This window comes from Pseudomonas sp. Z5-35, from assembly GCF_051131945.1.
Taxonomy (GTDB): domain Bacteria; phylum Pseudomonadota; class Gammaproteobacteria; order Pseudomonadales; family Pseudomonadaceae; genus Aquipseudomonas; species Aquipseudomonas marvdashtae.
Genome location: NZ_CP071640.1, coordinates 5,532,363 through 5,553,609, shown reverse-complemented (window position 1 = coordinate 5,553,609; position 21,247 = coordinate 5,532,363). Strand labels below are relative to the sequence as shown.

The following is a 21,247-nucleotide window of genomic DNA, read 5'->3' as shown; positions in this document are numbered from 1 at the left end:
TCAGCGACCGCTCGACAACCCTGTGCCTGGCTGTGGTTCGCTTGCGGGACCTTTACAATGGCCATGCAAAGCGGTTTAGAGGCGTGCGCAAACTTGTATCAGGATTTCTCACCGGGGGATGGATGGACAGGTTCCAGGAAATGCAGGTATTCGTCGCCGTCGCCCAGGACTCGGGGTTTTCCTCGGCTGCGCGACGCCTGGGGCTGTCGGCCGCCAGCGTGACGCGGGCAGTGGCGGCGCTGGAGCAACGCATTGGAACGCCGCTGCTGGTACGTACCACGCGCAACGTCTATCTGAGTGAAGCCGGCCAGCGCTTTCTCGACGACTGTCGGCGGATCCTCGGCGATTTGCAGGAAGCCGAGGATTCGGCGGCAGACAGCCACGCCCAGCCTCGCGGGCAACTGACCATTACCGCGCCCGTGCTGTTCGGCCAATTGTTTGTCACGCCGGTGCTGGTGGATTACCTGGAGCGGTTTTCCGAGGTCTGTATCAACGCCCTGTTGCTGGATCGCACCGTCAGCATGGTCGAGGAGGGCATTGACGTCGCCGTGCGCATCGGCGAGTTACCCGACAGCAGCTTGCACGCCGTTCGTGTCGGCGAGGTGCGGTGGGTGGTGTGCGGTTCTGCGCAATATTTCGCCCGCCATGGCCGGCCCCAGCACCCACAAGACCTCGAGCGGATGCCCGTGGTGTCGTCATCAGCCATTGGCCAGATCAGGAACTGGACCTTCGTCGAGGCAGGCCAGCCGCTGTCAGTCCGGCCCGCGCCTCGGCTGGTGGTCACGGCCAATCAGGCGGCCATTGGTGCAGCGTGCCAGGGATTGGGGATGACGCGGGTCCTGTCCTATCAAGTGGCGGCCAACGTTGCCGCCGGCGAGCTGGAAATCGTCCTGGCTGACTTCGAGCTGCCGCCGTCGCCGATCCATGTGGTGTACCAGGGTGGCCGCAATGCGCCGGCACGGGTTCGCAGCTTCGTCGACTTCATCGTCAGCGCGTTGCGCGAACACCCGGCATTGAAGGGCTGACGCATTGTTGCGCCGATAGAAATGATGGATTGCGCTTTCAGGTGATTCTATAACCCCGGGCTTGAGCAGAGGATGAAGCCATCGACGCCGCTTACCGATGGCGTCATTTCCCAGCGGAGTCGACCATGAACCCTATCAAGCTCTATCACTTCCCCCTTTCTGGCCACGCGCACCGCGTGCAGCTAATGCTGTCGCTGCTCGAGTTGCCAGTCGAAGTCATCTTCGTCGACTTGGCCAAGGGCGCGCACAAACAGCCTGATTTCCTCGCGATCAATCCGTTCGGGCAAGTGCCGGTGATTGATGACAATGGTGTGGTGCTGGCTGATTCCAACGCCATCCTGGTGTACCTGGCACAAAAATATGGTCAAGGCCGTTGGCTGCCAACGGACCCGGTCGGCGCCGCTCGCGTGCAGCGTTGGCTGTCGGTAGCGGCCGGACCTCTGCACGCCGGACCGGCCACGGCGCGGTTGATCACCGTATTCGGCGCGTCCCATAACGCCGAGGATGTTATTGCCCGTTCCCACAGCCTGCTCCAGGTCATCGACCATGAATTGAGCAACAGCGCCTATCTGGCCGGTGATACGCCAACCATCGCCGACATCGCTGGCTACAGCTACACCGCCCATGCGCCAGAGGGCAATGTTTCGCTGCAGGACTATGCCCATGTGCGCGCATGGCTGGCGCGGGTCGAAGCCTTGCCCGGGTTCGTGGGGATGCCACGTACCGTGGTGGGCCTGCAAAAGGAGGCTTGAGCACTCGACCGCTCGTGGAGGGGGCAAACGCCCTCGCCACGGTTTCTGTTAGACGTCGAAAGCGCTAATCTGCCAGCCTTTTCCCGCGGGCGGCTGCGCTTCATGACTTTTATCCACAGGCTGTCGCTGGCCCTTGCCGCGCTGTTCCTGAATGGCTGCGATCAGCCCGCACCTCTGGTCCTCGATCAGCAACTCTATATCTGGCAACGCCAGTGGACGCCGGCTCACGCGTTGGCGCTGCGCCAGAGTCGTGACGACTTTTCCAGTGTTCGGGTGTTGGCGTTGCAGGCATTTCCCGGCGCCGGCTGGAGCCGGGCGCGGATCGATCCGGCGATGCTCAAGGCTGACGGTCGGCCGCTGGTGGCTGTGATTCGCCTGGACGGCCAGCTCAAATCCCTCAACCAGGACGAGGTCATCGCGCAGATCCGACAGGTGCTGGATGACTGGCAAGCCCAAGGCCTGGCGCCGGTGGGGGTTGAGATCGATCACGATGCCGGTAGCGCACGACTGCCGGCCTACCGGACATTCCTTGCGCGATTGCGCGAAACCTTGCCGACGACGTTGCAGCTAAGCATCACGGCGCTGCCCGCCTGGCTCGACAGCCCTGAACTGCCCGAGCTGTTGAAGACGGTGGACAGCAGCGTGTTGCAGGTCCATGCGGTCAGCGATCCGCGGCAAGGGTTGTTCGATGCCGACCAGGCCAGGCGCTGGGCCAAGCGCTGGGGCGGCGTTACCACGCAGCCTTTTTATCTGGCCTTGCCGGCGTATGGCGTGGCGCTGCTGACAGAGGAAAACGGAGCGCCGATGGTAGAAAGCGAAGTGCCCATCGACCGGGGCGGCGAGCGTCGGGAATTGTTGGCCGATCCGCAGACCGTGGCCGGGCTTGTTGCGGACCTGCGTGCCGAGCCGCCGGAGCATTTGGCCGGGCTGATCTGGTTTCGCCTGCCGCTGGCGGGGGACCGGCGTGCCTGGAGCCTGGCCACGCTGGGCGCGGTTGCCCGTGGGGACAGCCTCGACAGTCGCCTGGCGGTGCACGTTGACGAGCAAGACGGCCTTTACGATATCCGGCTGGTGAACCGGGGCAATCTCGACAGCCCGTGGCCCCTGCGCCTGACCCTTGCGGTAGGCGCCTGTGACGGGGTCGATGCCTTGGCGGGTTATACGTTGCAACAAACCCCCGGACTGCTTACCTTCACCCGCATTCAGGAGGGCCGCTTGGCTGCCGGTGCCCAACGGGCTATCGGCTGGGCGCGCTGTACGAAAATCGACCAAGGAGGATTCAATGTCTACCCGTAACTGGCCTCGTCGCCTGCTGTGCCTGAGCCTCAGCCTGCCGCTGGGCCAGGCACTGGCTTGCGGGCCGGATTTCCCGATGCGCCTGCTGGATAACCGTGCCCAGTCATTGGCTGAATTGCCCGAAGGCAGCTTTCGCTTCGAAGTCAGCCGCCTCGGCCAGGCCATCGCGGGGTTGAAGCCAGTGACCGAGGCAACGCGCAACCCGGATTACAGCTACGACGATGTTTCCTCCTACGTGGAACAACGCAACAAGGCCGAACAGATCGGCCTGACGCCACCGCAACAAGCCGTGCTGGAGCGTTTGCGAGCATTGAGCGATGTCGAGCAGGTCGTTGCCGAAGCGGCGAACCTGCCCGCCGAGCTGCGCTTGTATGCGATCGGTGCGGCGGCCTTCAATGCGGGCGACCATCCGCGGGCTGTGGAATCGTTCCAGCAACTGCTGGCGCTGCCGCCCGACGAGCGCCGGCTGCGCAGTACCTGGGCCGCCTATTCCCTGGGGCGTGCCTTGTTTGCCATGAGCGTCGAGGCCGGGCGCGGCGAACCGGCGGTGATGCAGGATCAGGCTCGCCAAGCGTTCCGCCAGGCTCGCGAGCTGAGTATCGCCGGCTTCAGCGATCCGCTGGAACTGGGCGTCGCCAGCCTGGGCGAAGAGGCCAGGGTCGCCTATACCGCCGACGACTGGGACGCTGCCATCGGCCTGTATGCGAGCCAGAACGCTCAGGGTTCCCCGGTGGGCTACAGCTCGTTGCTGCAGTTGGCGGGCGGCCTCAGTGTCGAGTCGGATGAACGCCTGGGCGAATTGCTCAAGGCAAAAGCGGTCCAGCGCTTGGTAACCGCCTATTTGCTCAGCCGTGTCGGCTGGTGGGACGGCGAAGAGCCGTCCGGCGAGAAAAAACTCGTCAAGCTCCTGCAAGCCAGCGCCCAGGGCAACCTGGAAGACGCTGATCGCTTGGCGGCGGTGAGTTATCAACATGCGGATTACGCCGGCGCAAAGGCGTTTGCAGACAAGGCCGCCGACACCGGATTGGCCTGGTGGGTACGGGCCAAACTTGCGTTGCGCGAGGGCGACAAAGTCGCTGCGGCGGCGGCTTATGCCAAGGCCGCCCAGGCTTTTCCGCAAGACGAATCCTGGGGCGCCCGCCGCACGCCAGACTGGGATTACGAGACGGTACAGCCCAAGTGCAGGATCGAGGGCGAAAGCGCGATCCTCGCGTTGCAGCGGGGCGACTATCTGCAAGCGTTCGATCAGCTTTATCGCGGCCAGGGCAATTATTGGTATGACGCCGCGACGGTCGCCGAGCGCGTGCTGACCGTCGAGGAACTCAAGCAATATGTCGACGCCCAGGTGCCGGCACCGCCGCCGTTGAGCCAGGAGGATCGGGACAATTATGTGCAGTTGTCCGGAGCCGCGAAGCTGCGCAACCTGCTGGGACGTCGCCTGCTGCGTGAGGGACGCTACGACGAGGCGGCGGCTTATTTCGATAACGCCGAGCTACAGGACAAGGCCCGCGCCTACGCAAAGTTGCGGCAGGAAGCCGAGTCCAAATGGTGGCCGACCAGTCGGGCAGAGGCTTACTTCAACGCTTCCGTCATCGCGCGCAAGTCCGGCATGCAATTGCTGGGCTACGAGATGGCGCCGGATTACGCGAGCCTGGACGGCAACTACAGCTTTGAGCCGGTGGAGCTGAAGATCGGTCCGCTGGTGGCCGAAGGCGAAGTGCAACGGCAACAGGCCAGCGCAGCGCAACCGGACGTGCGTTATCACTACCGTTTTGTCGCCACGGCGTTGGCGAGCCAGGCTGCCGATCATTTGCCACACACCAGCCAAGCGTTTGCGGCGGTGTTGTGCAAGGCGGTGGGGTACAACTCGAGTCTCCAAGAGCAAAGCGCGTTGTATCAACGTTACGTGAAGGAAGGCCCCTACGTGGAATGGGCGTGGGATTTCGGACATCAATGTGCGGAACCGGCGTTCGACCAGGCGAGTAAACGCTACGTCACACAGGCCCTCGCGCCGATTCGCTCGACCCTGCGGCCTTTCAAGATTTGGCTGGAGGCGGGCGGCGCGGTGCTGGTGGTGGCCGTGGTGCTGGCATTCATCAGCCGCCGCAAGCGCAAGGCGCGGATGGCGGCCGATTAGCCAATCAAGCTGTGGCGAGGGAGCTTGTTCCCCCGCCGCAGGAATCCACCGCAGTGCATGCCATGCCTACATCTGCGTGGCCATGCCTTCCACATCCATCGCCGCCTGGCGCAGCGCTTCCGAGCGAGTGGGGTGGGGCTGACGTTGATGCCCAGGTTGGCGAATTCAAGGGTCCTAGGGCGTTTCCGAAGCATTCGGTCAAGGCTTACCTCAAGTGACGGGCGTCTGGCTGGTCATGAACAATTCAAAACAGAAATTTCACAGAAACGGTTATAAGGTAACGCCATGTAACGGAGCGGCATTGGGCGTCGGTTGCCCATGCGGATTTTTGATCGCCATCAGCACTGGGGTGACATGCAAGTCGATCTTGATATCCAAGGGGCACAAGTGGCTGAGTGGCCGCGCTTCCAGCAGGCAACGTTGCAAGCGCATCGCTTGAAGCGGATCGTTTTGGCGCTGGCCGGTCTGGCGGGCGTTGGGTTGTTGCTCGCGTTTTTTACGGCAGTGTTTTCGCCGCAGTCGGTATGGCCTGCGCTGCTGGTTAGCCAAAGTGCCGGTTTGATTGTACTGGTGGCGGGCTTGCAATCGGCTGGCTGGGTGGCCAAATGGCGCAGCCAGGCGCTCCTGCCCCAGGTCGATACCCTTCTTCTTGCCGCCGCCGAGCCTGTGGATAACACCGGCTGGTATGAGCAAATGCTCGAGCGAATCAGCGCACGCTGGGTGGGTTTGTTGAAGCAGATCGGAGCGCCTGCCTTGTGGCTCGCCGGCTGGTCGATCTTGGCCCTGCTGAGCCTGGAGCAGGCTTGGAACCTCGATCTTCCGGCTGCTTCGCTCGGCATATCGGCCAGTGTCGGCGCCGTGCTCGCATTGTCGTTGGCGTTTGGCTTGCTGGTGTTTGAGCGGCAACTGGCTCAACAATCTTCTCTCGAATGGCCGGAGGCATTGTCGCTGGCGCAACTGTCACGAGTCGCCATCACCGTTCTTGTGCTGACTGCCTTGTGCTTGCTCTTCGCCGGGGAATCGTCGATATGGCCGGTACGCTTGGCGGTGCTGACCGGGGTATTGCCTGGGCTGGTGGCGGTGGAGTTCTTGTTGCGCGCCGCGCTCTCGTTATTCAGCCCGCGCCGAGAATCCCTGGAGCCGACGTTGCTGGGACGAAGCGTCATCGCCGACCTGCTGCGCTGGCCGCCGCAACCGTTGCTGGCCCTGCAACAGGAGCTGCACAACCGCTTCGGCATCGACTTGCGCCAGATCTGGGCGTTCAGCTACATGCGCCGGGCCTTCTTGCCGGTCCTGGCGCTGGTGGCATTGGTGGGTTGGCTGCTGACGGGCGTGCATGAGGTGCCGCTGCAAGCACGTGGCATCTATGAGCGGTTTGGTAAACCGATGGAAGTCTTCGGCCCGGGCCTGCATGCCGGGCTGCCTTGGCCGTGGGGCAGGGTGCTCAGAGTAGAAAACGGCGTTGTGCATGAGTTGGCGACCAGTATCGGCGATAACAAGGCGGTCCCGGAAGCTGAGCCAGCGGAAGGGCCTGCCCCGACGGTTGCCAATCGCTTATGGGACGCCAGTCATGTGAACGACAAATCCCAAGTGATTGCCAGCCGGCGCGGCGATCAACAAAGCTTCCAGATCGTCAACATGGACGTGCGCTTCGTATATCGCATCGGCTTGACGGACGCCGCCGCACTGGCGGCCACTTACAACAGTGCGGATGTGCCGGCGTTGATCCGCAGCACCGCCAGCCGCATCCTCGTGCATGAGTTTGCGTCGCGCACGCTGGACGGTTTGCTCGGTGCGGACCGTGTCAGCCTGGCGGATGAAATCGGCCGTGCGGTGCAGGCCGACTTGCAATCACTCGACAGCGGCGTGGAGATTCTCGCGACGGTGGTCGAGGCGATTCACCCGCCGGCCGGTGCGGCCAATGCCTACCACGGCGTGCAAGCGGCGCAGTTCGGTGCCCAGGCACTGATTGCCCGGGAGCGTGGCGCCGCTGCGGAACAGACCAACCAGGCGCAATTGCAAGCGAGCGTTGCCCATGACCGGGCTCAAGGTGCCGCCCGGGAAATCAGTGCTACCGCCCAAGCTGCAGACTTGCGTTTCAATGCCGAACGCAAAGCCTACGCGTCGGCGGGGCCCGCCTTCGTCCTGGAGCAGTACCTCAGCCAGCTGAGCCAGGGACTTGGCCAGGCCAATCTGCTGATACTCGATCATCGCCTGGGCGGCAGCGGCAACGCGCCGACCATAGACCTGCGTACCTTCACGCTGCCGGCGGACCCCGCGTCGCCACGTAACCCTGCCCAGCCAGGAGCTGCCCATTGAGCCAGTCTTCGTCACACGATCACCACGACCACGCCGGTCACGATCACGGCCATGCTGGCCATCACCACGGACATCATCACGCCCATCACGGCGATCCGCAGGAGGCCGGGCCGTTTCCCTGGCGGCGGATGGGTTGGGCAGTGTTGCTGGTGGCCTTTGCTATTGCCGCCGCCAGCCTGGTGCAAGTGCGGTCAGGTGAAGCCACCGTCATCACGCGTTTTGGCAATCCGGCGCGGGTGTTGCTGCAGCCGGGCCTGAGCTGGCGCTGGCCAGCGCCTTTCGAAGCGGCGATCCCGGTGGATTTGCGCCTTCGTACCAGCTCCAGTGGTTTGCAGGACGTCGGTACGCGCGACGGATTACGGATCATCGTCCAGGCCTACGTAACGTGGCAGGTGCAGGGTGACACGGACAATGTGCAGCGTTTCATGCGCGCCGTGCAGAACCAGCCGGACGAAGCTGCGCGGCAAATCCGCACGTTTGTCGGTTCAGCCCTGGAGACCACGGCCGCCAGTTATGACCTGGCAAACTTGGTCAACACCGATGCCAGCCAAGTGCGCATTGCTGATTTCGAAGCCCAGTTGCGCCAGCAAATCGAACAGCAACTGTTGGCCACCTACGGCGTGCGCGTACTTCAGGTTGGCATCGAGCGCCTGACGCTGCCGTCAGTGACGCTCACTGCAACGGTGGACCGTATGCGTGCAGAGCGCGAAACCATCGCTACGGAGCGCACGGCCATCGGTAAGCGTGAGGCTGCGCAAATTCGGTCCGCCGCCGAGCGTGATGCGCGAATCCTGCAAGCTGATGCAACGGTTAAAGCCGCTGAAATCGAGGCGCAGTCTCGGGTAGAGGCGGCTGAAATCTATGGCAAGGCCTATGCGGGTTCGCCTCAGCTTTACAACCTGCTGCGCTCACTGGACACCCTGAGCACTATTGTCAGCCCAGGCACCAGGTTGATCCTGCGCACTGACGCCGCACCGTTCCGTGTCTTGGTAGACGGTCCTCCGACGGCTGAACTCAAGGGTGGAACACAGCCATGAGTTTGGTTCCACGTGGAACAAACGAGTTGTCCAGCCCATGGATCCAGGCCGGGCGCTTGGCGTTTCTTGCACTTTATGCGGTCACGATTTTGGCTGCGTTGGCTTGGGTTTTTTCTAATGTGCGGCAGATCGATCCGCAGGATCGGGCGGTAGTGATGCACTTTGGTGCCCTTGATCGAATCCAGAACGCCGGGCTCTTGATCGCCTGGCCTCGTCCCGTGGAGCAGGTGATTCTTTTGCCCGCTGCGGATCGCGTACTGGAGCGAAGGATCGACAATCTGTTGCGTTCCGACGCGGCTCTGCAAGCTGATCGTGTCGCCAGTTTCGCTGCCCCGGTCAGCGACGCATTGGCGGGCTCTGGTTATTTATTGACCGGTGACGCGGGTGTGGTGCAGCTGGATGTGCGAGCATTCTACAAAGTCACCGAGCCTTACGCCTACGTCCTGCAAGGTGAACATGTGCTGCCGGCGCTGGACCGACTGGCGACCCGCAGCGCCGTTGCACTCGCCGCCGCCCGGGACCTGGACACCATTCTGGTGGCCAGGCCTGAACTGCTGGGTAGCGACAACCAGGCTGCGGAGCGCCGCGAACGCTTGCGTGGCGACTTGGTGCAAGGCATCAACCGCCGCTTGGCTGATCTTGCAGCGACAGGGCAAGGGCTGGGGATCGAAGTGGTCCGGGTCGATGTGCAATCGAGCCTGCCGGGTCCAGCGGTGGGGGCGTTCAATGCGGTATTGACTGCTAGTCAGGAAGCCGACAAAGCCGTCGCCAATGCTCGCACCGAAGCCGAAAAACAAACCCAGGCGGCCCGGCAGGACGCCGATCGTGCGCTGCAAGTGGCCCATGCACAGGGCGGCGAGCGGCTCGCCAAGGCTTCGGCGGATACGGCTACGGTGTTTGGGTTGGCGAAAACCCAGGGTCAGGATCCTCAGATGTTGCTGCGCCTTTACCGCGAACGCATGCCTGACATCCTCCGCCGAGCGGGGTCAGTCACCACGGTCGACCCGAAAGACGACAGCCGACTGATCATCCAGGGAGCCGGCCAATGACCGCTCAAAACACAGCCATGCCGATGTTGTCCTCCGCCGAGCAGCGATCAGCCGCGCGGCAACTGACCTTGGCGATGCTCGCCCTCGGCCTGCTTGCCTTAGGCCTTGCGTGGCGCGGCTGGTCGCCGGAGCAAAGCGGGGTCAGCCAACTAATGTTGGGGGTTGCCTCACTGCTAGTGGCGGTGCCGGTGATGCGTTCCGCCTGGTACAGCTTGCGTTATCCAAGCCTGCACGGGATCACCGATCAACTGATCGCCCTGGCGATGCTCGGCGCCTGGGCCACTGGCGATCTACTGACCGCGGCTCTGCTGCCGATCATCATGATTTTTGGTCACGTGCTGGAAGAGCGCAGTGTCATTGGTTCCCAAGAAGCGATTCACGCCCTCGGCCAGTTGACCCGCAGCCAGGGCCGCAAGGTGCAGGCCGACGGCTCGATTGTCGAAGTCGATAACGGTTCGTTGCGACCTGGCGATGTGGTGGAGGTTCGGGCCGGAGATCGGGTGCCCGCCGACGGTCGGGTGTTGTCCGGCCAGGCGAGTCTCGACACCGCGCCGATTACCGGGGAGTCGGTGCCATTGGAAGCTGTGGCCGGCGTCGAAGTGTTTGGTGGCGCGATCAATCTTGATGGTCTGCTGCGTCTGGAAGTGACGCGCACCGGCGAGGAATCGACGCTGGGCAAGGTGATTGCCCTGATGCAAAACGCCGAGCGCTCCAAGCCACCCATTACGCGTTTGCTGGAACGATACGCCGGCAGTTATCTGGTGTTGGTGTTGTTGCTGGCGGCGGTGACCTGGTTCGTGACCAACGACGCCCAGGCGATGCTCGCGGTTCTGGTCGCGGCGTGTCCCTGCGCCCTGGTGCTGTCGGCGCCGGCCACGGCGATTGCCGGCATTGCGGTGGCGGCGCGCCATGGCATCTTGATTCGCAGCTCGGCCTTCCTTGAGGAGCTGGCGGACCTGACATCGTTGGTCATCGACAAGACCGGCACTTTGACGTATGGCACGTTGCGCCTGCAGTCGATCCAAAGTGCCTCGGCTGATCGCACCGTGCTGCTGCCATTGGCCGCCAGCCTCGGCTCGGCCAGCAGTCATCCGGTCAGTCGTGCTTTGGCGAGCTTGGTGGAACAGCACCATTATCTGCCGCTCACCGATATCCACGAACGCCAGGGTTTGGGTGTGGTGGCAACGACCGAGCAAGGGGAGGCAGCACTCGGCCGCCCCGAGTTGTTTGCCCAATTGGGTATCCAAACCTCGACGATTCCCGACCATGACGGCCCGATCGCCGGATTGGCCCTAAATGGAGAATTTCTCGCCTGGTTGCTGCTGGCAGACAGCGTCAAGCCGGAAGCGGAGGCGGCCCTGGAGCAATTACGCGCGCTCGGCCTGGGGCGCCAGTTGTTGTTGACCGGTGATCGCCAGAGCGTGGCCGCTGCCCTGGCAGAAGAAGTTGGCATTAGTGACGTTCAGGCACAGGCCTTGCCGGAAGACAAGCTCAAACGGGTCATGGCCGAAATTGACCACGGGTTCCGGCCCATGGTGGTGGGGGACGGGATCAATGATTCGTTGGCGCTCAAGGCCGGCGTAGTGGGCGTTGCGATGGGCGCCAGCGGCGCGGACATTGCCCTCGCGTCGGCGGATATTGTCCTGATTGGCAGCGACCTGCGGCGCCTGGGCACCTGCGTGCGGCTGAGTCGGCAATGCCGACGGACGCTCCAGGTCAATGTAATCATCGGCCTGGGCTGGACGCTGGCCATCGTCGCCTTCGCCGCATTCGGCTGGCTAGGGGCGGCGGGGGCGATGATCGCGGCGCTACTGCATAACTTAAGCACATTATTGGTATTGGGTAACGCTGGGCGACTGCTGCGGTTTCAGGAGCCGTTGCCAAAAATCTAGCGTGTCCGCTCGAGCGCTTGAAGCGAACTGTTGGTCGCTTCCACAGTCATTTACGAGAGGGCGTACCACTTCAGGCGGTTACTGCTCAAACAGTAGATTTAGAAGACGATAGAAAAAGGCTATAAATTCGATAGCCGGCTATTTTTCTACCATGGTCTACCCTCATTTCAGACGTCTGAAACAAGAGGGGGTTACCTCATGCTCGCTCAACTTCCACCGGCCTTGCAGAATCTGCATCTACCGCTTCGGCTGCGGCTCTGGGACGGCCATGAATTCACGCTGGGTGCCGACCCCAGCGTCACGATTGTGGTCAAGGACCCACAAATGGTTGCGCAATTCACCCATCCCAGCCTGGACGCATTGGGAGCGGCATTTGTCGAAGGCAAACTTGAACTCGAGGGCTCGATCAACGAAGTCATTCGGGTCTGCGACGAGTTGAGCCAGGCCCTGGTGGAAGACGACGACAGTCATTTGCCGGTGCGCTCGGTCCATGACAAGGAAACCGACGCCAAGGCGATCTCCTACCATTACGATTTATCCAACGCCTTCTATCAGCTCTGGCTCGACAGCGACATGGTGTATTCATGCGGCTATTTCGAAACCGGCAGCGAAACCCTCGAACAAGCGCAGCAAGCCAAGTTCCGCCATCTGTGTCGCAAGTTGCGCCTGCAACCGGGCGACTATCTGCTGGACGTCGGTTGCGGGTGGGGCGGGTTGGCCCGCTTCGCGGCGCGAGAATTCGGCGCCAGGGTTTTCGGCATCACCTTGAGCAACGCGCAACTGGCCTTGGCCCGGGAGCGGGTCGAGGCGCAAGGACTGGCGGATCAAGTTGAACTCCAGCTGATGGATTACCGGGACCTGCCCCAGGACGGTCGCTTCGACAAAGTGGTCAGCGTCGGTATGTTCGAGCACGTAGGGCACGCCAATCTGGCGCAGTACTGCAAGACGCTGTTCGGCGCCGTTCGCGAGGGTGGCTTGGTAATGAACCATGGGATTACTGCCAAGCACACCGACGGCCGACCGGTTGGTCGCGGCGCGGGTGAGTTCATCGAGAAATACGTGTTCCCCAACGGTGAACTGCCACACTTGTCGATGATCTCCGCCGAGATCAGCGAAGCAGGATTGGAAATCGTCGACGTGGAAAGCCTGCGCATGCATTACGCGCGCACGCTCGACCACTGGAGCGAGCACCTCGAAGACAACCTCGAAGCCGCCTCCAGGGAAGTGCCTGAACAGGCGCTGCGAATCTGGCGACTCTACTTGGCCGGCTGCGCTTATGCGTTTGCCAAGGGTTGGATCAACCTGCACCAGATTCTCGCGGTGAAGGCCCATGCCGATGGCAGCCATGATTTGCCCTGGACCCGCGAAGACATCTACGCGCCTTAAAGGATCGGGGAAATAAGCCGGGCGATCCGCATGCCGACTTTCTGCAGGCGGTGGGTCTCCCGGCTTTCTTGCTTGGCGATTTCGTGGGCTTGGGCGAAATCGTTTTCCAGCATCTGCTCCACTTCGCTGGCGAAGGTGGCATCCACTGTCAGAAGCATCACCTCGAAATTCAATCGGAACGAACGGTTATCCAGGTTCGCGCTGCCGATGGCGCTTATTTCCCGGTCGACCAGTACAACTTTCTGGTGCAGGAAACCAGGCTCATAACGGAACACCCGCACGCCGGCCCGGACCGCTTCGAAGGCATAGAGGCTGGACGCGGCGTAGACGATTTTGTGGTCTGGCCGCGACGGCAGCAAAATGCGCACATCCACTCCGCGCAGGACCGCGAGGCGCAGTGCCGCAAACACTGCTTCGTCGGGAATGAAATACGGCGTGGTAATCCAGACCCGCTCGCTCGCGGCATGGATGGCCTCGACAAAGAACAGCGAGCAGGTTTCGTAGGCATCGGCCGGACCGCTGGATAATAGCTGGCAGAGTACGCCGCCCTCTGGATAGGTGTCCGGAAGGATCAGCGGCGGCAACGAGCGGGCTGCCCAGAACCAGTCTTCAGCAAATGACTCCTGCATGCTCCCCACGACGGGACCGCGGACTTCGACATGGGTATCGCGCCACGGAGCCAAGGGCGGCTTTTCACCCAGATATTCATCGCCCACATTGTGGCCGCCAACGAAGCCCAGGACACCGTCCACGGCCACTATCTTGCGATGGTTACGGAAGTTGACCTGGAACCGGTTGAGCCAGCCGCTGCGAGTGGCGAACGCCTTCACGTGGACGCCGCCGTCACGTAGCGCCTGGACGTAACGGTGGGGCAGGGAATGACTGCCGATACGGTCATAAAGCAGATACACCGCCACGCCTTCGGCGGCTTTCTTCAAAAGCAGTGCTTGCAGGCGTTGTCCGAGACGGTCGTCGTGGATGATGAAGAACTGAACCAGCACCGCTTCCCTGGCGTTTTCAATGGCTTGGAAAATAGCCTCGAACGTCACCTTTCCGTCTACCAGCAACCGCACCTGATTGTTCGCCAGGCACGGTGCCCGGCCCAATTTAGGCATCGCCCGTAACGAGGCATAAGCCTGGGAAGCGCGAGCGGTCAGCGCTTCCTCAACCCAGGGGCGCCAATTCAGCTCCGAGATTGCCTTGCGCATTTCTTCGTTGGCTTGCCGGCGCGCCTTGATGTAACCGTCGAAGGTGCTGCGACCAAAAACCAGGTAGGGAATCAGTGTCAGGTAGGGAATGAACACCAGTGACAGGGCCCAGGCGATCGAACCTTGGGCGGTTCGCACGGTAAGCACTGCATGAACGGCAGCGATGGAGCCGAGGGTGTGAAGCAGCGCGATCAGGTAACCAAAAACATGCGGGCCGAAATAATCCATGGGGCAGCCGTGCTCCTGAGGTTCGATGCTTAACAGACCATGTTCCACCGCGAATGTCGCTATTTAATTCACTCGCTCGGGCCTGAACCGAAGTCTATGGGAGACGTCTAACGGCCACTTGTCCTCTGGAGTTTTTGCAATGAAAGTTCGTCTGCTGGGTTTGGCCTTGGCCGTTGGCTTGTCGGTTCCTGTGGCGGCTCAGGCGCAGATGCTTCAACCGGGCCTGTGGGAATTGACGACAAGCAATATGAAAGTCGACAACCAGAACCTGCCGGACCTGCAATTGATCCTCGGCCAGTTGCAAAACCAGATCACGCCGGAGCAACGGGCAATGCTTGAGAAGCAAGGCATTACCATGGGCGGCAAGGGCATTCGGGTGTGCCTGACTCCGGCACAGGTCCAGACCAACGACATTCCGTTGCAGGACCCACAATCGGGATGCAAACAGCAGATCACCGAGCGAACCGGCAATCAGTGGAAGTTTCGCTTCAGTTGCCCTAAAGCCCAGGGCAACGGTATCGCGACATTCCAGAGCGATCGGGAATTCACCACCAAGGTCAACGGCACGTTCAACGCCACTGGCATCCAGCAGAACGGTAGCCTGGACACTCGAGCCGTGTGGCTGGGGCAAGATTGCGGCACGGTCAAGCCGAGGGCTTGACCTGCTTCAGGTTCGGATATGTGACGAGGGGATTCTGACGGGTAGTCTGCCGATCAAGGCCGGCTCAATGCCTCGTACAACGTGTTGAGGTTGTACTCGAACAGGCCGGTGAAGGTACTGGCGGGGCCGCTGGCAGCAAGGGCGTCGGAGTACAACGTGCCGCCTATGTGTGCGCCGCTTTCGTCGGCGATCTGCTTGAGCAGGCGTGCGTCCTTGATGTTTTCCATGAACACCGCTTTGACTTTCGCCTGGCGAATTTGAGTGATCAGGGCGGCGACTTCTGCCGCCGATGGCTCTCGTTCAGTGGACAAGCCTTGGGGCGCCATGAAGTCGATGCCATAGGCTTGGCCCAGGTAACCGAATGCATCATGGGACGTAACGATCTTGCGATCGCCCGGTGGCAGTGCACCGAACTTGGCCTTGGCTTCGGCGAGCAGGGCGTAGATCTTCTTCAGGTAAGCCTGGCTGTTTCGCTCGTAGTCAGCCTTGTTGGCCGGGTCGGCGGCTTCCAGCGCCTTGGTGATATTGCTGACGTACAGTTCGGCGTTGGCAAGGTTATGCCAGGCATGCGGGTCGGGGATGGTCTCGCCATCTTCATCCAGCGAACGCGGGATCACGCCACGGCTGGCGCTGATCACCGGGGCACTGGTTTCAGTGCTGGTGACCAGGCGGTCCAGCCACGGCTCGAAGCCCAGTCCGTTCTTGATAATCAGTTTTGCCGCGAGCAGCGCCTTGGCGTCGTCCGGTGTGGGCTCGTAGGTGTGCGCGTCGGCGTCCGGTCCTACCATGTTGATGATCTGGACGTGTTCGCCGCCGACCTGTTGGGTCATGTCGGCCAAGATGGAGAAACTGGTGACCACTTGGAGCCTTTCTGCCGCAGACAAGGACATGGACAGCATCAAGCTGAATATCAGAAACAGGACGCGCATCGGGAAACACCTCATTGGGATGTAAGCAGGGGCGGGCGGCGCAGTAAACCGTGCACCGGACCAAAAATCACGGACAGCAGATAGGACGCGCCCGCCACCAAGACGATGGCTGGCCCGCTGGGGAGCGACAGATAGAACGACAACAGCAGGCCCAGCCACACGGACAGGCAACCGAGCAGCGCCGCGACCCCTATCAGGATTGGCAAGCGCCGACTCCAGAATCGCGATGCGGCCGCGGGTAACATCATCAGGCCGACGACCATCAGTGCGCCGATAGCCTGGAAGCCGATCACCAGATTGAGCACCACGAGGGTCAGGAATACGCCATGGGCCAACGGCCCCAGACGACTGACGGTTTGCAAGAACAGCGGGTCGAGGGTGTCGAGCAAAAGGGGACGATAAATCAGCGCCATTGTCGCCAGGCTGCCTGCCGAAACCCAGAGCATGCCGGTGAGTGTCGGGCCGTCCACGGCCAGCGCCGAGCCGAACAACAAGTGCAGCAAGTCCAGGCGTTTACCGGCCATGCCGAGAATCAACACACCCGCGGCCAAGGAGATTGGATAGATCGCCGCCAGGCTGGCATCTTCCCGCAGGCCAGTACGGCGGGTGATCCAGGCAGCCAATCCGGCCATGCTCAGACCAGCGCCCAAGCCGCCCAAGGTCAAGGCTGGCAAGCTAAAACCTGCGAACCAGAAGCCTAGGGCAGCGCCGGGCAAAATGCCGTGAGCCACCGCATCGCCAATCAAGCTCATTCGCCGCAGGATCAAGAAGACGCCCAATGGCGCCGTGCTGCACGCCAACACCAAGCCGCCAAGCAAGGCTCGACGCATAAAAACGAATTCCTGGAAGGGTAGCCAGAGTTGAGCGGCGGCGAGCATCAAGCCACCTGCGTGTATGTGGGCTGGGCGATGAGGTCGGCGCTGCGACCCAACACGCATCCGGTGGGTCTGATCAGCAAGGTGTGGGGGATGTGTCGGTGGACGGCGGTCAAGTCGTGGCAGACCACCACCAAGGTGCGCCCCTCGCGATGCCATTGATGAATGTGTTTCCACAGCAATGTCTGGCCCTGTTCGTCGAGGGCCGCGTGGGGTTCGTCGAGTAGTAGAAGCGGCGCTTCGGCCAGGCTCAAGCGGGCGAGCAGGGCACGTTGCAGCTCGCCTCCGGAGAGCGCCATCAGCGGCCGCCGCTCGAGACCGCTCAACGCCCAATCGTCCAGGACAGCCTTGAGTCGCTGATTTCGTGTGGCTGGAGCTTGTCTTGAGCCCCAGGAGCCAGCGGCCACCAATTCTTGAAGACTGATGGGGAACTGCCGATCCAGATATTGTTGTTGGGGCAGGAATGACACGCCGCCGCGCCGAGGGACTTGCAGTACGGCTCTTCCCGACAGGGGCCTTTGCAGCCCGGCGAGGACTTTCAAAAGGCTGCTTTTCCCAGCGCCATTCGCGCCAATAATGGCCGTCAGGCTACCCTCCGGTCGTTCCATATGTAGCGGCGGTGTCAAGGGCTGTCCGGGCGCGCCCCAACGCAAGTCTTGGCAAAGAATCATGATTGCTCCCCGGCCCAGTGGCTTTTTGCAACAGCATCATGGGCGTGCAGGCTTTCGGCATGAACCACTCGCACGTCGAATGAAGTGACTGAAGGCACGCTTCTTAGCGCTCTGTTCAATCGACGCGCAGCGTCTTCACAAAACATCAGGTTCTGGCCATTGGCGAGGGCGAAGGCTTGTTCATCGGCGCGTTTGACGGCTGTTTGCACGGCGGTGCCGAGGGCTTTTTCGGCCTCATCGATAATCGGCAATAACGGAAGCTCGGCGACGTCGGTATTCAGCCGCACGGCAAGGGCGGCCACGCTGCGTTGGCTATGAGGGGTGGCAACGATGCCTTTCGTTGAGCCTAGCCAAGCGAGCACTTGCGCATGCTCTAGGGCTTTGTTGGCGAAATCGTTGACGAATTGTTGCTGGATCAACTGCCGCGCCAGCGCTGCAGAGCAAGGGCACGTCGATGAATAAGGAATCCGAATTTCAAGTTCCACGTGGAACACTGAGTTTTTCAGGTGAGCTTCGATGGCTATTGGATAACGCTTCCAGCCCGCCAGCGGGCTGACTAGCGCGGGGCGCTTTAATAACAAGTCAGTATGCAAAGTCAGGGAAGCGCTACGGGACAGGCCATCATGGCTAACAAGAAATTGCTCCAGGATTTGGCGTAAAAGGGCCGGAGAGAGCGGGGCCTCTTCTAGCATCTGCAATGCCAGATACAAGCGTGACATATGGATGCCACGCGCCTCGCCGTCATCGAGACTGACGCCGGCGTCGGCCGTTGCGCTCAATCTCTGGCCGTTCACCAATACCGGCACTGCGATGCCGCACATCCCTACCCACTCCAAAGGCAAAGCTTGGCGAGAGGCCTGCGCCGCTATATCCGGCAGAGTTAACGCGTTCATTTTTAAGGTCCGTGTGGGGCTCGTTTTTAATGTTATACTATAACAATAAAGGCCACGACTCCTTTTTTATGAACAGAGTTTCATCCAGCTGCGGCCGGTCGTTCCACGTGAAACATCAGCGCGCCGAATCCTGGCTGCCCGTCATTCGCCCGCACACAAATCTCCCGGCGCTGCCCCCGGAACTCGAGAAACGATTGATCGTTGTCCAGCCTACGCGACGACTGTATCCAACCCAGGCTTCGCCATCTGAAGCCAATCCGGTGAAAAAAGTTAGCTGTCCGTAACGGCTGTTCGTCTGGGCCCAAGAGCGGCGGCCAGATACCTCGAACCCGCGCAGATAAATAGTGTTTCCAGCCGTTGAGACGCTATAGGCGTTGCCTTGTGCATCCACACAGGCAAGCACATTGGCGCTGCGGGTGCATTTCGCCAACAAAGGATTTTGCGCGGATACGCCTGGGGCGACCAGCAACAACAAACACCCCGCGACCAGGAACCGAAAGAGGTTGTGCATGAATTGATTCTCAGCGGGCAGTTGGAAAGGTCGCTTTTGAGGTTATAGTATAACATCAACAAAACAGGCCTTGGCCGAGCTAAAGCCTGAAAACGAGCCGTGACACGCCACAACGACGTCGCCAGCGGCCACCCTGATGAGGATATACCTGATGCCCAAACGCCTCCCAGTGACCGTGCTCTCCGGATTTCTCGGTGCCGGTAAAAGTACCCTGCTCAACTACGTCTTGCGCAATCGTGACAATCTTCGCGTTGCGGTGATCGTTAACGATATGAGCGAGATCAATGTCGATGGCAGCGAAGTCCAGCGAGATGTCACTCTCAATCGAGCCGAAGAACGATTGGTGGAGATGAGCAATGGTTGTATATGCTGCACGCTGCGTGAGGACTTGTTGGTAGAAGTCGGCAAGCTGGCCAGGGAAGGGCGCTTCGATTATTTGCTGATTGAGTCCACCGGTATTTCGGAGCCGATGCCCGTGGCCGAGACGTTTACCTTTCGTGATGAAGAAGGTCGTAGCCTGGCCGATGTGGCGAGGCTCGACACCATGGTCACCGTGGTCGACGGTGTGAATTTCCTGAAGGATTACCAGGCCGCCGAGAACCTTTCGACAAGGGGCGAAACCCTCGGGGAAGAAGATGAGCGCTCGATCACTGATTTGCTGATTGAGCAGGTCGAGTTTGCCGACGTGATCCTGATCAGCAAGATTGATCTGATCAGCCGCCACGAACGGGAAGAACTGACGGAAATTTTGAAGCGTCTCAACAGCCAAGCGCAGATTGTTCCGATGGTCATGGGCCAGGTACCGCTGGAAACAATCCTCGACACCGGCCGCTTCGACTTTGAGCTCGCTGCCCAGGCGCCCGGTTGGCTGCGAGAGCTACGCGGCGAGCATGTGCCCGAAACCCAGGAATACGGCATCGCGTCGACGGCCTACCGCGCCCGCCGTCCATTCCATCCTCAACGGTTCTTCAGCTTTATCGATCGTCCATGGACCAACGGCACGCTCCTGCGCTCCAAGGGTTTTTTCTGGCTGGCGAGCAAACACGAGGAGGCCGGCAGTTGGTCGCAAGCCGGCGGTCTGATGCGCCACGGCTTCGCCGGACGCTGGTGGCGGTTTGTGCCCAAAGGCCAATGGCCGCAGGACGGGGAGGACACCGCAGCCATCATGAAAAATTGGCTGGCAACCACCGGCGATTGCCGCCAGGAGCTGGTGTTCATCGGTCAGGACATGGATTTTGCCTTGCTCGCCGCCGAACTGGATGCCTGCCTGCTCACCGATGCGGAAATGAACCTGGGGGTTGAAGGTTGGCGTCACTTGCCGGACCCGTTCGGTCCCTGGCACGACGAGGCTGCGGCGTGATGCTGGCGCCTAGACTGAAACAGGTGCGGCAGGTCCACGGGCATACCCCGCTGACCTTGGCGCAGATTCTGGAGGATGACATCAACCTGGCGGTCTGGCAGCGTCAGCTCCCGGCGCATATTAGTGACTTCGCGGCCATGCTGGTTTCGATGAACCAATCCGTAGCCGAGTCGATGGTCCTCGACATGCCGGATGAAGACACCCAGCCGGCGCTGCGCGGTCTTGCTGCAGGTTTCAGCGATCTGCAGGGATATGAAGGGTTCGTCGCGGACGTGGCCTGGCTGGTCAGCGCATTTTCGTGCCTGCTGGGCGCCCGACGCGTAGGCGTGCGCCTGCGAACGTTGGATTCGGCGATGTGCCCGCGTTTTCACGTCGACCATGTGCCGGTACGACTGATCACCACGTATGCCGGTGTCGGTAGCCAGTGGCTGATGGAGGGCGGCCTGGACCGTCGACGATTGGGCCAGCCTGACGCCGAGCCTGGCGACCCGGAGGTGATCCAGCAGATGTGCAGCGGCGAAGTGGCCCTGCTCAAAGGCGAAAAATGGCACGGCAATGAAGGTTTCGGACTGGTCCACCGCTCACCGCAACCGATGCCGGGCGACCGTCGGCTGATCCTCTCGCTGGATTGGCTGGCCTAAGGCTTGAGCCAGGTTCCTTGGCTTTTGCTCTCACAAAAGGGTTTCAGGTAAGCCGCATCGGTGGCCACGCCGTAATAGTGAATGTCCTGGCGATAAGGCATATTGGCGACCTGGGCGTTGCTGCAGATGCCAAAGGCGCCGCCGGGGCAATGTTCGACGTACTGCACGTCGACTTTCTGCCCGGCCAGGCTTGGCTGGCAGAAACCGTCGGCGAACAGCTTCTGCGGGATATTGCGGTTTTGTTGGCAGACTTTTACATCGAGCCGCTCAGCCTGGCTGTGCACCACGCAAGCCTGGGCCATGGCCTGGTTCGAAGTCAGGGCCAGCAACAACCAGCCAATCATTCGCATCGTTAACCTCCGTCGAAAAACTATCGA

Annotated in this window: 19 protein-coding genes; 12 read left to right on the top strand and 7 right to left on the bottom strand. The window is 61.3% G+C overall.

The window, feature by feature from the left end:
• The first annotated feature begins 122 nt into the window (after window positions 1-122).
• The 9 genes from J3P95_RS25210 to cfaB all read left to right on the top strand — a co-directional run bounded on the left by J3P95_RS25210 (window position 123) and on the right by cfaB (window position 12,893).
• Window positions 123-1,025 carry a LysR family transcriptional regulator gene (locus J3P95_RS25210; RefSeq protein WP_434579271.1) on the top strand — a complete coding sequence of 301 codons (903 nt, stop codon included), beginning with the start codon at window positions 123-125 and terminating at the stop codon, window positions 1,023-1,025.
• A gap of 125 nt (window positions 1,026-1,150) precedes the next feature.
• Window positions 1,151-1,777: a glutathione S-transferase family protein gene (locus J3P95_RS25205; protein ID WP_434579273.1), complete on the top strand. Its 627-nt coding sequence runs from the start codon at window positions 1,151-1,153 to the stop codon at window positions 1,775-1,777.
• 102 nt (window positions 1,778-1,879) lie between these two features.
• Window positions 1,880-3,073 carry a DUF3142 domain-containing protein gene (locus J3P95_RS25200; RefSeq protein WP_434579275.1) on the top strand — a complete coding sequence of 398 codons (1,194 nt, stop codon included), beginning with the start codon at window positions 1,880-1,882 and terminating at the stop codon, window positions 3,071-3,073.
• A complete protein-coding gene (locus J3P95_RS25195; RefSeq protein WP_434579277.1) occupies window positions 3,060-5,210 on the top strand; it encodes a hypothetical protein in 2,151 nt (716 codons plus the stop codon). The genes J3P95_RS25200 and J3P95_RS25195 overlap by 14 nt, the downstream gene beginning before the upstream one ends.
• 354 nt (window positions 5,211-5,564) lie before the next feature.
• The gene (locus tag J3P95_RS25190) at window positions 5,565-7,529 is read left to right on the top strand and encodes an SPFH domain-containing protein (protein ID WP_434579279.1); all 1,965 of its coding nucleotides are present in this window, start codon (window positions 5,565-5,567) and stop codon (window positions 7,527-7,529) included.
• The gene (hflC, locus tag J3P95_RS25185; protein WP_434579281.1) at window positions 7,526-8,566 is read left to right on the top strand and encodes a protease modulator HflC; all 1,041 of its coding nucleotides are present in this window, start codon (window positions 7,526-7,528) and stop codon (window positions 8,564-8,566) included. Before J3P95_RS25190 ends, hflC begins: the two co-directional genes overlap by 4 nt.
• Window positions 8,563-9,615, top strand: a complete 1,053-nt coding sequence (hflK, locus tag J3P95_RS25180; RefSeq protein WP_434579283.1) for a protease modulator HflK — start codon at window positions 8,563-8,565, stop codon at window positions 9,613-9,615. The genes hflC and hflK overlap by 4 nt, the downstream gene beginning before the upstream one ends.
• Window positions 9,612-11,507 (top strand): cation-translocating P-type ATPase, encoded by a 1,896-nt coding sequence (locus J3P95_RS25175; protein WP_434579286.1) that lies wholly within the window; start codon window positions 9,612-9,614, stop codon window positions 11,505-11,507. Before hflK ends, J3P95_RS25175 begins: the two co-directional genes overlap by 4 nt.
• Window positions 11,508-11,705: 198 nt before the next feature.
• Window positions 11,706-12,893, top strand: coding sequence for a C17 cyclopropane fatty acid synthase CfaB (cfaB, locus tag J3P95_RS25170; RefSeq protein ID WP_434579288.1), 1,188 nt, complete (start codon window positions 11,706-11,708; stop codon window positions 12,891-12,893).
• On the opposite strand, the gene cls is transcribed toward cfaB, so the two are convergent.
• Window positions 12,890-14,329 (bottom strand): cardiolipin synthase, encoded by a 1,440-nt coding sequence (gene cls, locus J3P95_RS25165; RefSeq protein ID WP_434579290.1) that lies wholly within the window; start codon window positions 14,327-14,329, stop codon window positions 12,890-12,892. The genes cfaB and cls overlap by 4 nt on opposite strands.
• Window positions 14,330-14,468: 139 nt before the next feature.
• Between cls and J3P95_RS25160 the strand changes: the two genes are divergently transcribed.
• Window positions 14,469-14,990: a DUF3617 domain-containing protein gene (locus J3P95_RS25160; protein ID WP_434559642.1), complete on the top strand. Its 522-nt coding sequence runs from the start codon at window positions 14,469-14,471 to the stop codon at window positions 14,988-14,990.
• A 53-nt stretch (window positions 14,991-15,043) separates the two neighbouring features.
• On the opposite strand, the gene J3P95_RS25155 is transcribed toward J3P95_RS25160, so the two are convergent.
• The 5 genes from J3P95_RS25155 to J3P95_RS25135 form a co-directional block, all read right to left on the bottom strand.
• On the bottom strand, window positions 15,044-15,919 hold the full coding sequence (locus J3P95_RS25155; protein ID WP_434579292.1) for a metal ABC transporter substrate-binding protein: 876 nt from the start codon (window positions 15,917-15,919) through the stop codon (window positions 15,044-15,046).
• A gap of 11 nt (window positions 15,920-15,930) precedes the next feature.
• A complete protein-coding gene (locus J3P95_RS25150) occupies window positions 15,931-16,797 on the bottom strand; it encodes a metal ABC transporter permease (protein WP_434579294.1) in 867 nt (288 codons plus the stop codon).
• Entirely contained in the window at window positions 16,797-17,465 is a 669-nt protein-coding gene (locus tag J3P95_RS25145) for a metal ABC transporter ATP-binding protein (RefSeq protein ID WP_434579296.1), read from the bottom strand. Before J3P95_RS25145 ends, J3P95_RS25150 begins: the two co-directional genes overlap by 1 nt.
• Window positions 17,462-18,358, bottom strand: coding sequence for a GTP cyclohydrolase FolE2 (gene folE2, locus J3P95_RS25140; protein WP_434579298.1), 897 nt, complete (start codon window positions 18,356-18,358; stop codon window positions 17,462-17,464). Before folE2 ends, J3P95_RS25145 begins: the two co-directional genes overlap by 4 nt.
• Before the next feature lie 115 nt (window positions 18,359-18,473).
• Window positions 18,474-18,869: a glutamine synthetase gene (locus J3P95_RS25135; RefSeq protein WP_434579300.1), complete on the bottom strand. Its 396-nt coding sequence runs from the start codon at window positions 18,867-18,869 to the stop codon at window positions 18,474-18,476.
• Window positions 18,870-19,020: 151 nt separating this feature from the next.
• On the opposite strand from J3P95_RS25135, the gene zigA reads away from it, so the two are divergent.
• Together zigA and J3P95_RS25125 are read left to right on the top strand one after the other, a co-directional pair.
• On the top strand, window positions 19,021-20,229 hold the full coding sequence (gene zigA, locus J3P95_RS25130; RefSeq protein ID WP_434579302.1) for a zinc metallochaperone GTPase ZigA: 1,209 nt from the start codon (window positions 19,021-19,023) through the stop codon (window positions 20,227-20,229).
• Entirely contained in the window at window positions 20,229-20,870 is a 642-nt protein-coding gene (locus J3P95_RS25125) for a DUF1826 domain-containing protein (protein ID WP_434579304.1), read from the top strand. Before zigA ends, J3P95_RS25125 begins: the two co-directional genes overlap by 1 nt.
• On the opposite strand, the gene J3P95_RS25120 is transcribed toward J3P95_RS25125, so the two are convergent.
• Window positions 20,867-21,220, bottom strand: coding sequence for an NADH:ubiquinone oxidoreductase (locus J3P95_RS25120; RefSeq protein ID WP_186611331.1), 354 nt, complete (start codon window positions 21,218-21,220; stop codon window positions 20,867-20,869). The two genes, J3P95_RS25125 and J3P95_RS25120, sit on opposite strands and share 4 nt — an antisense overlap.
• Between the last annotated feature and the right edge of the window lie 27 nt (window positions 21,221-21,247).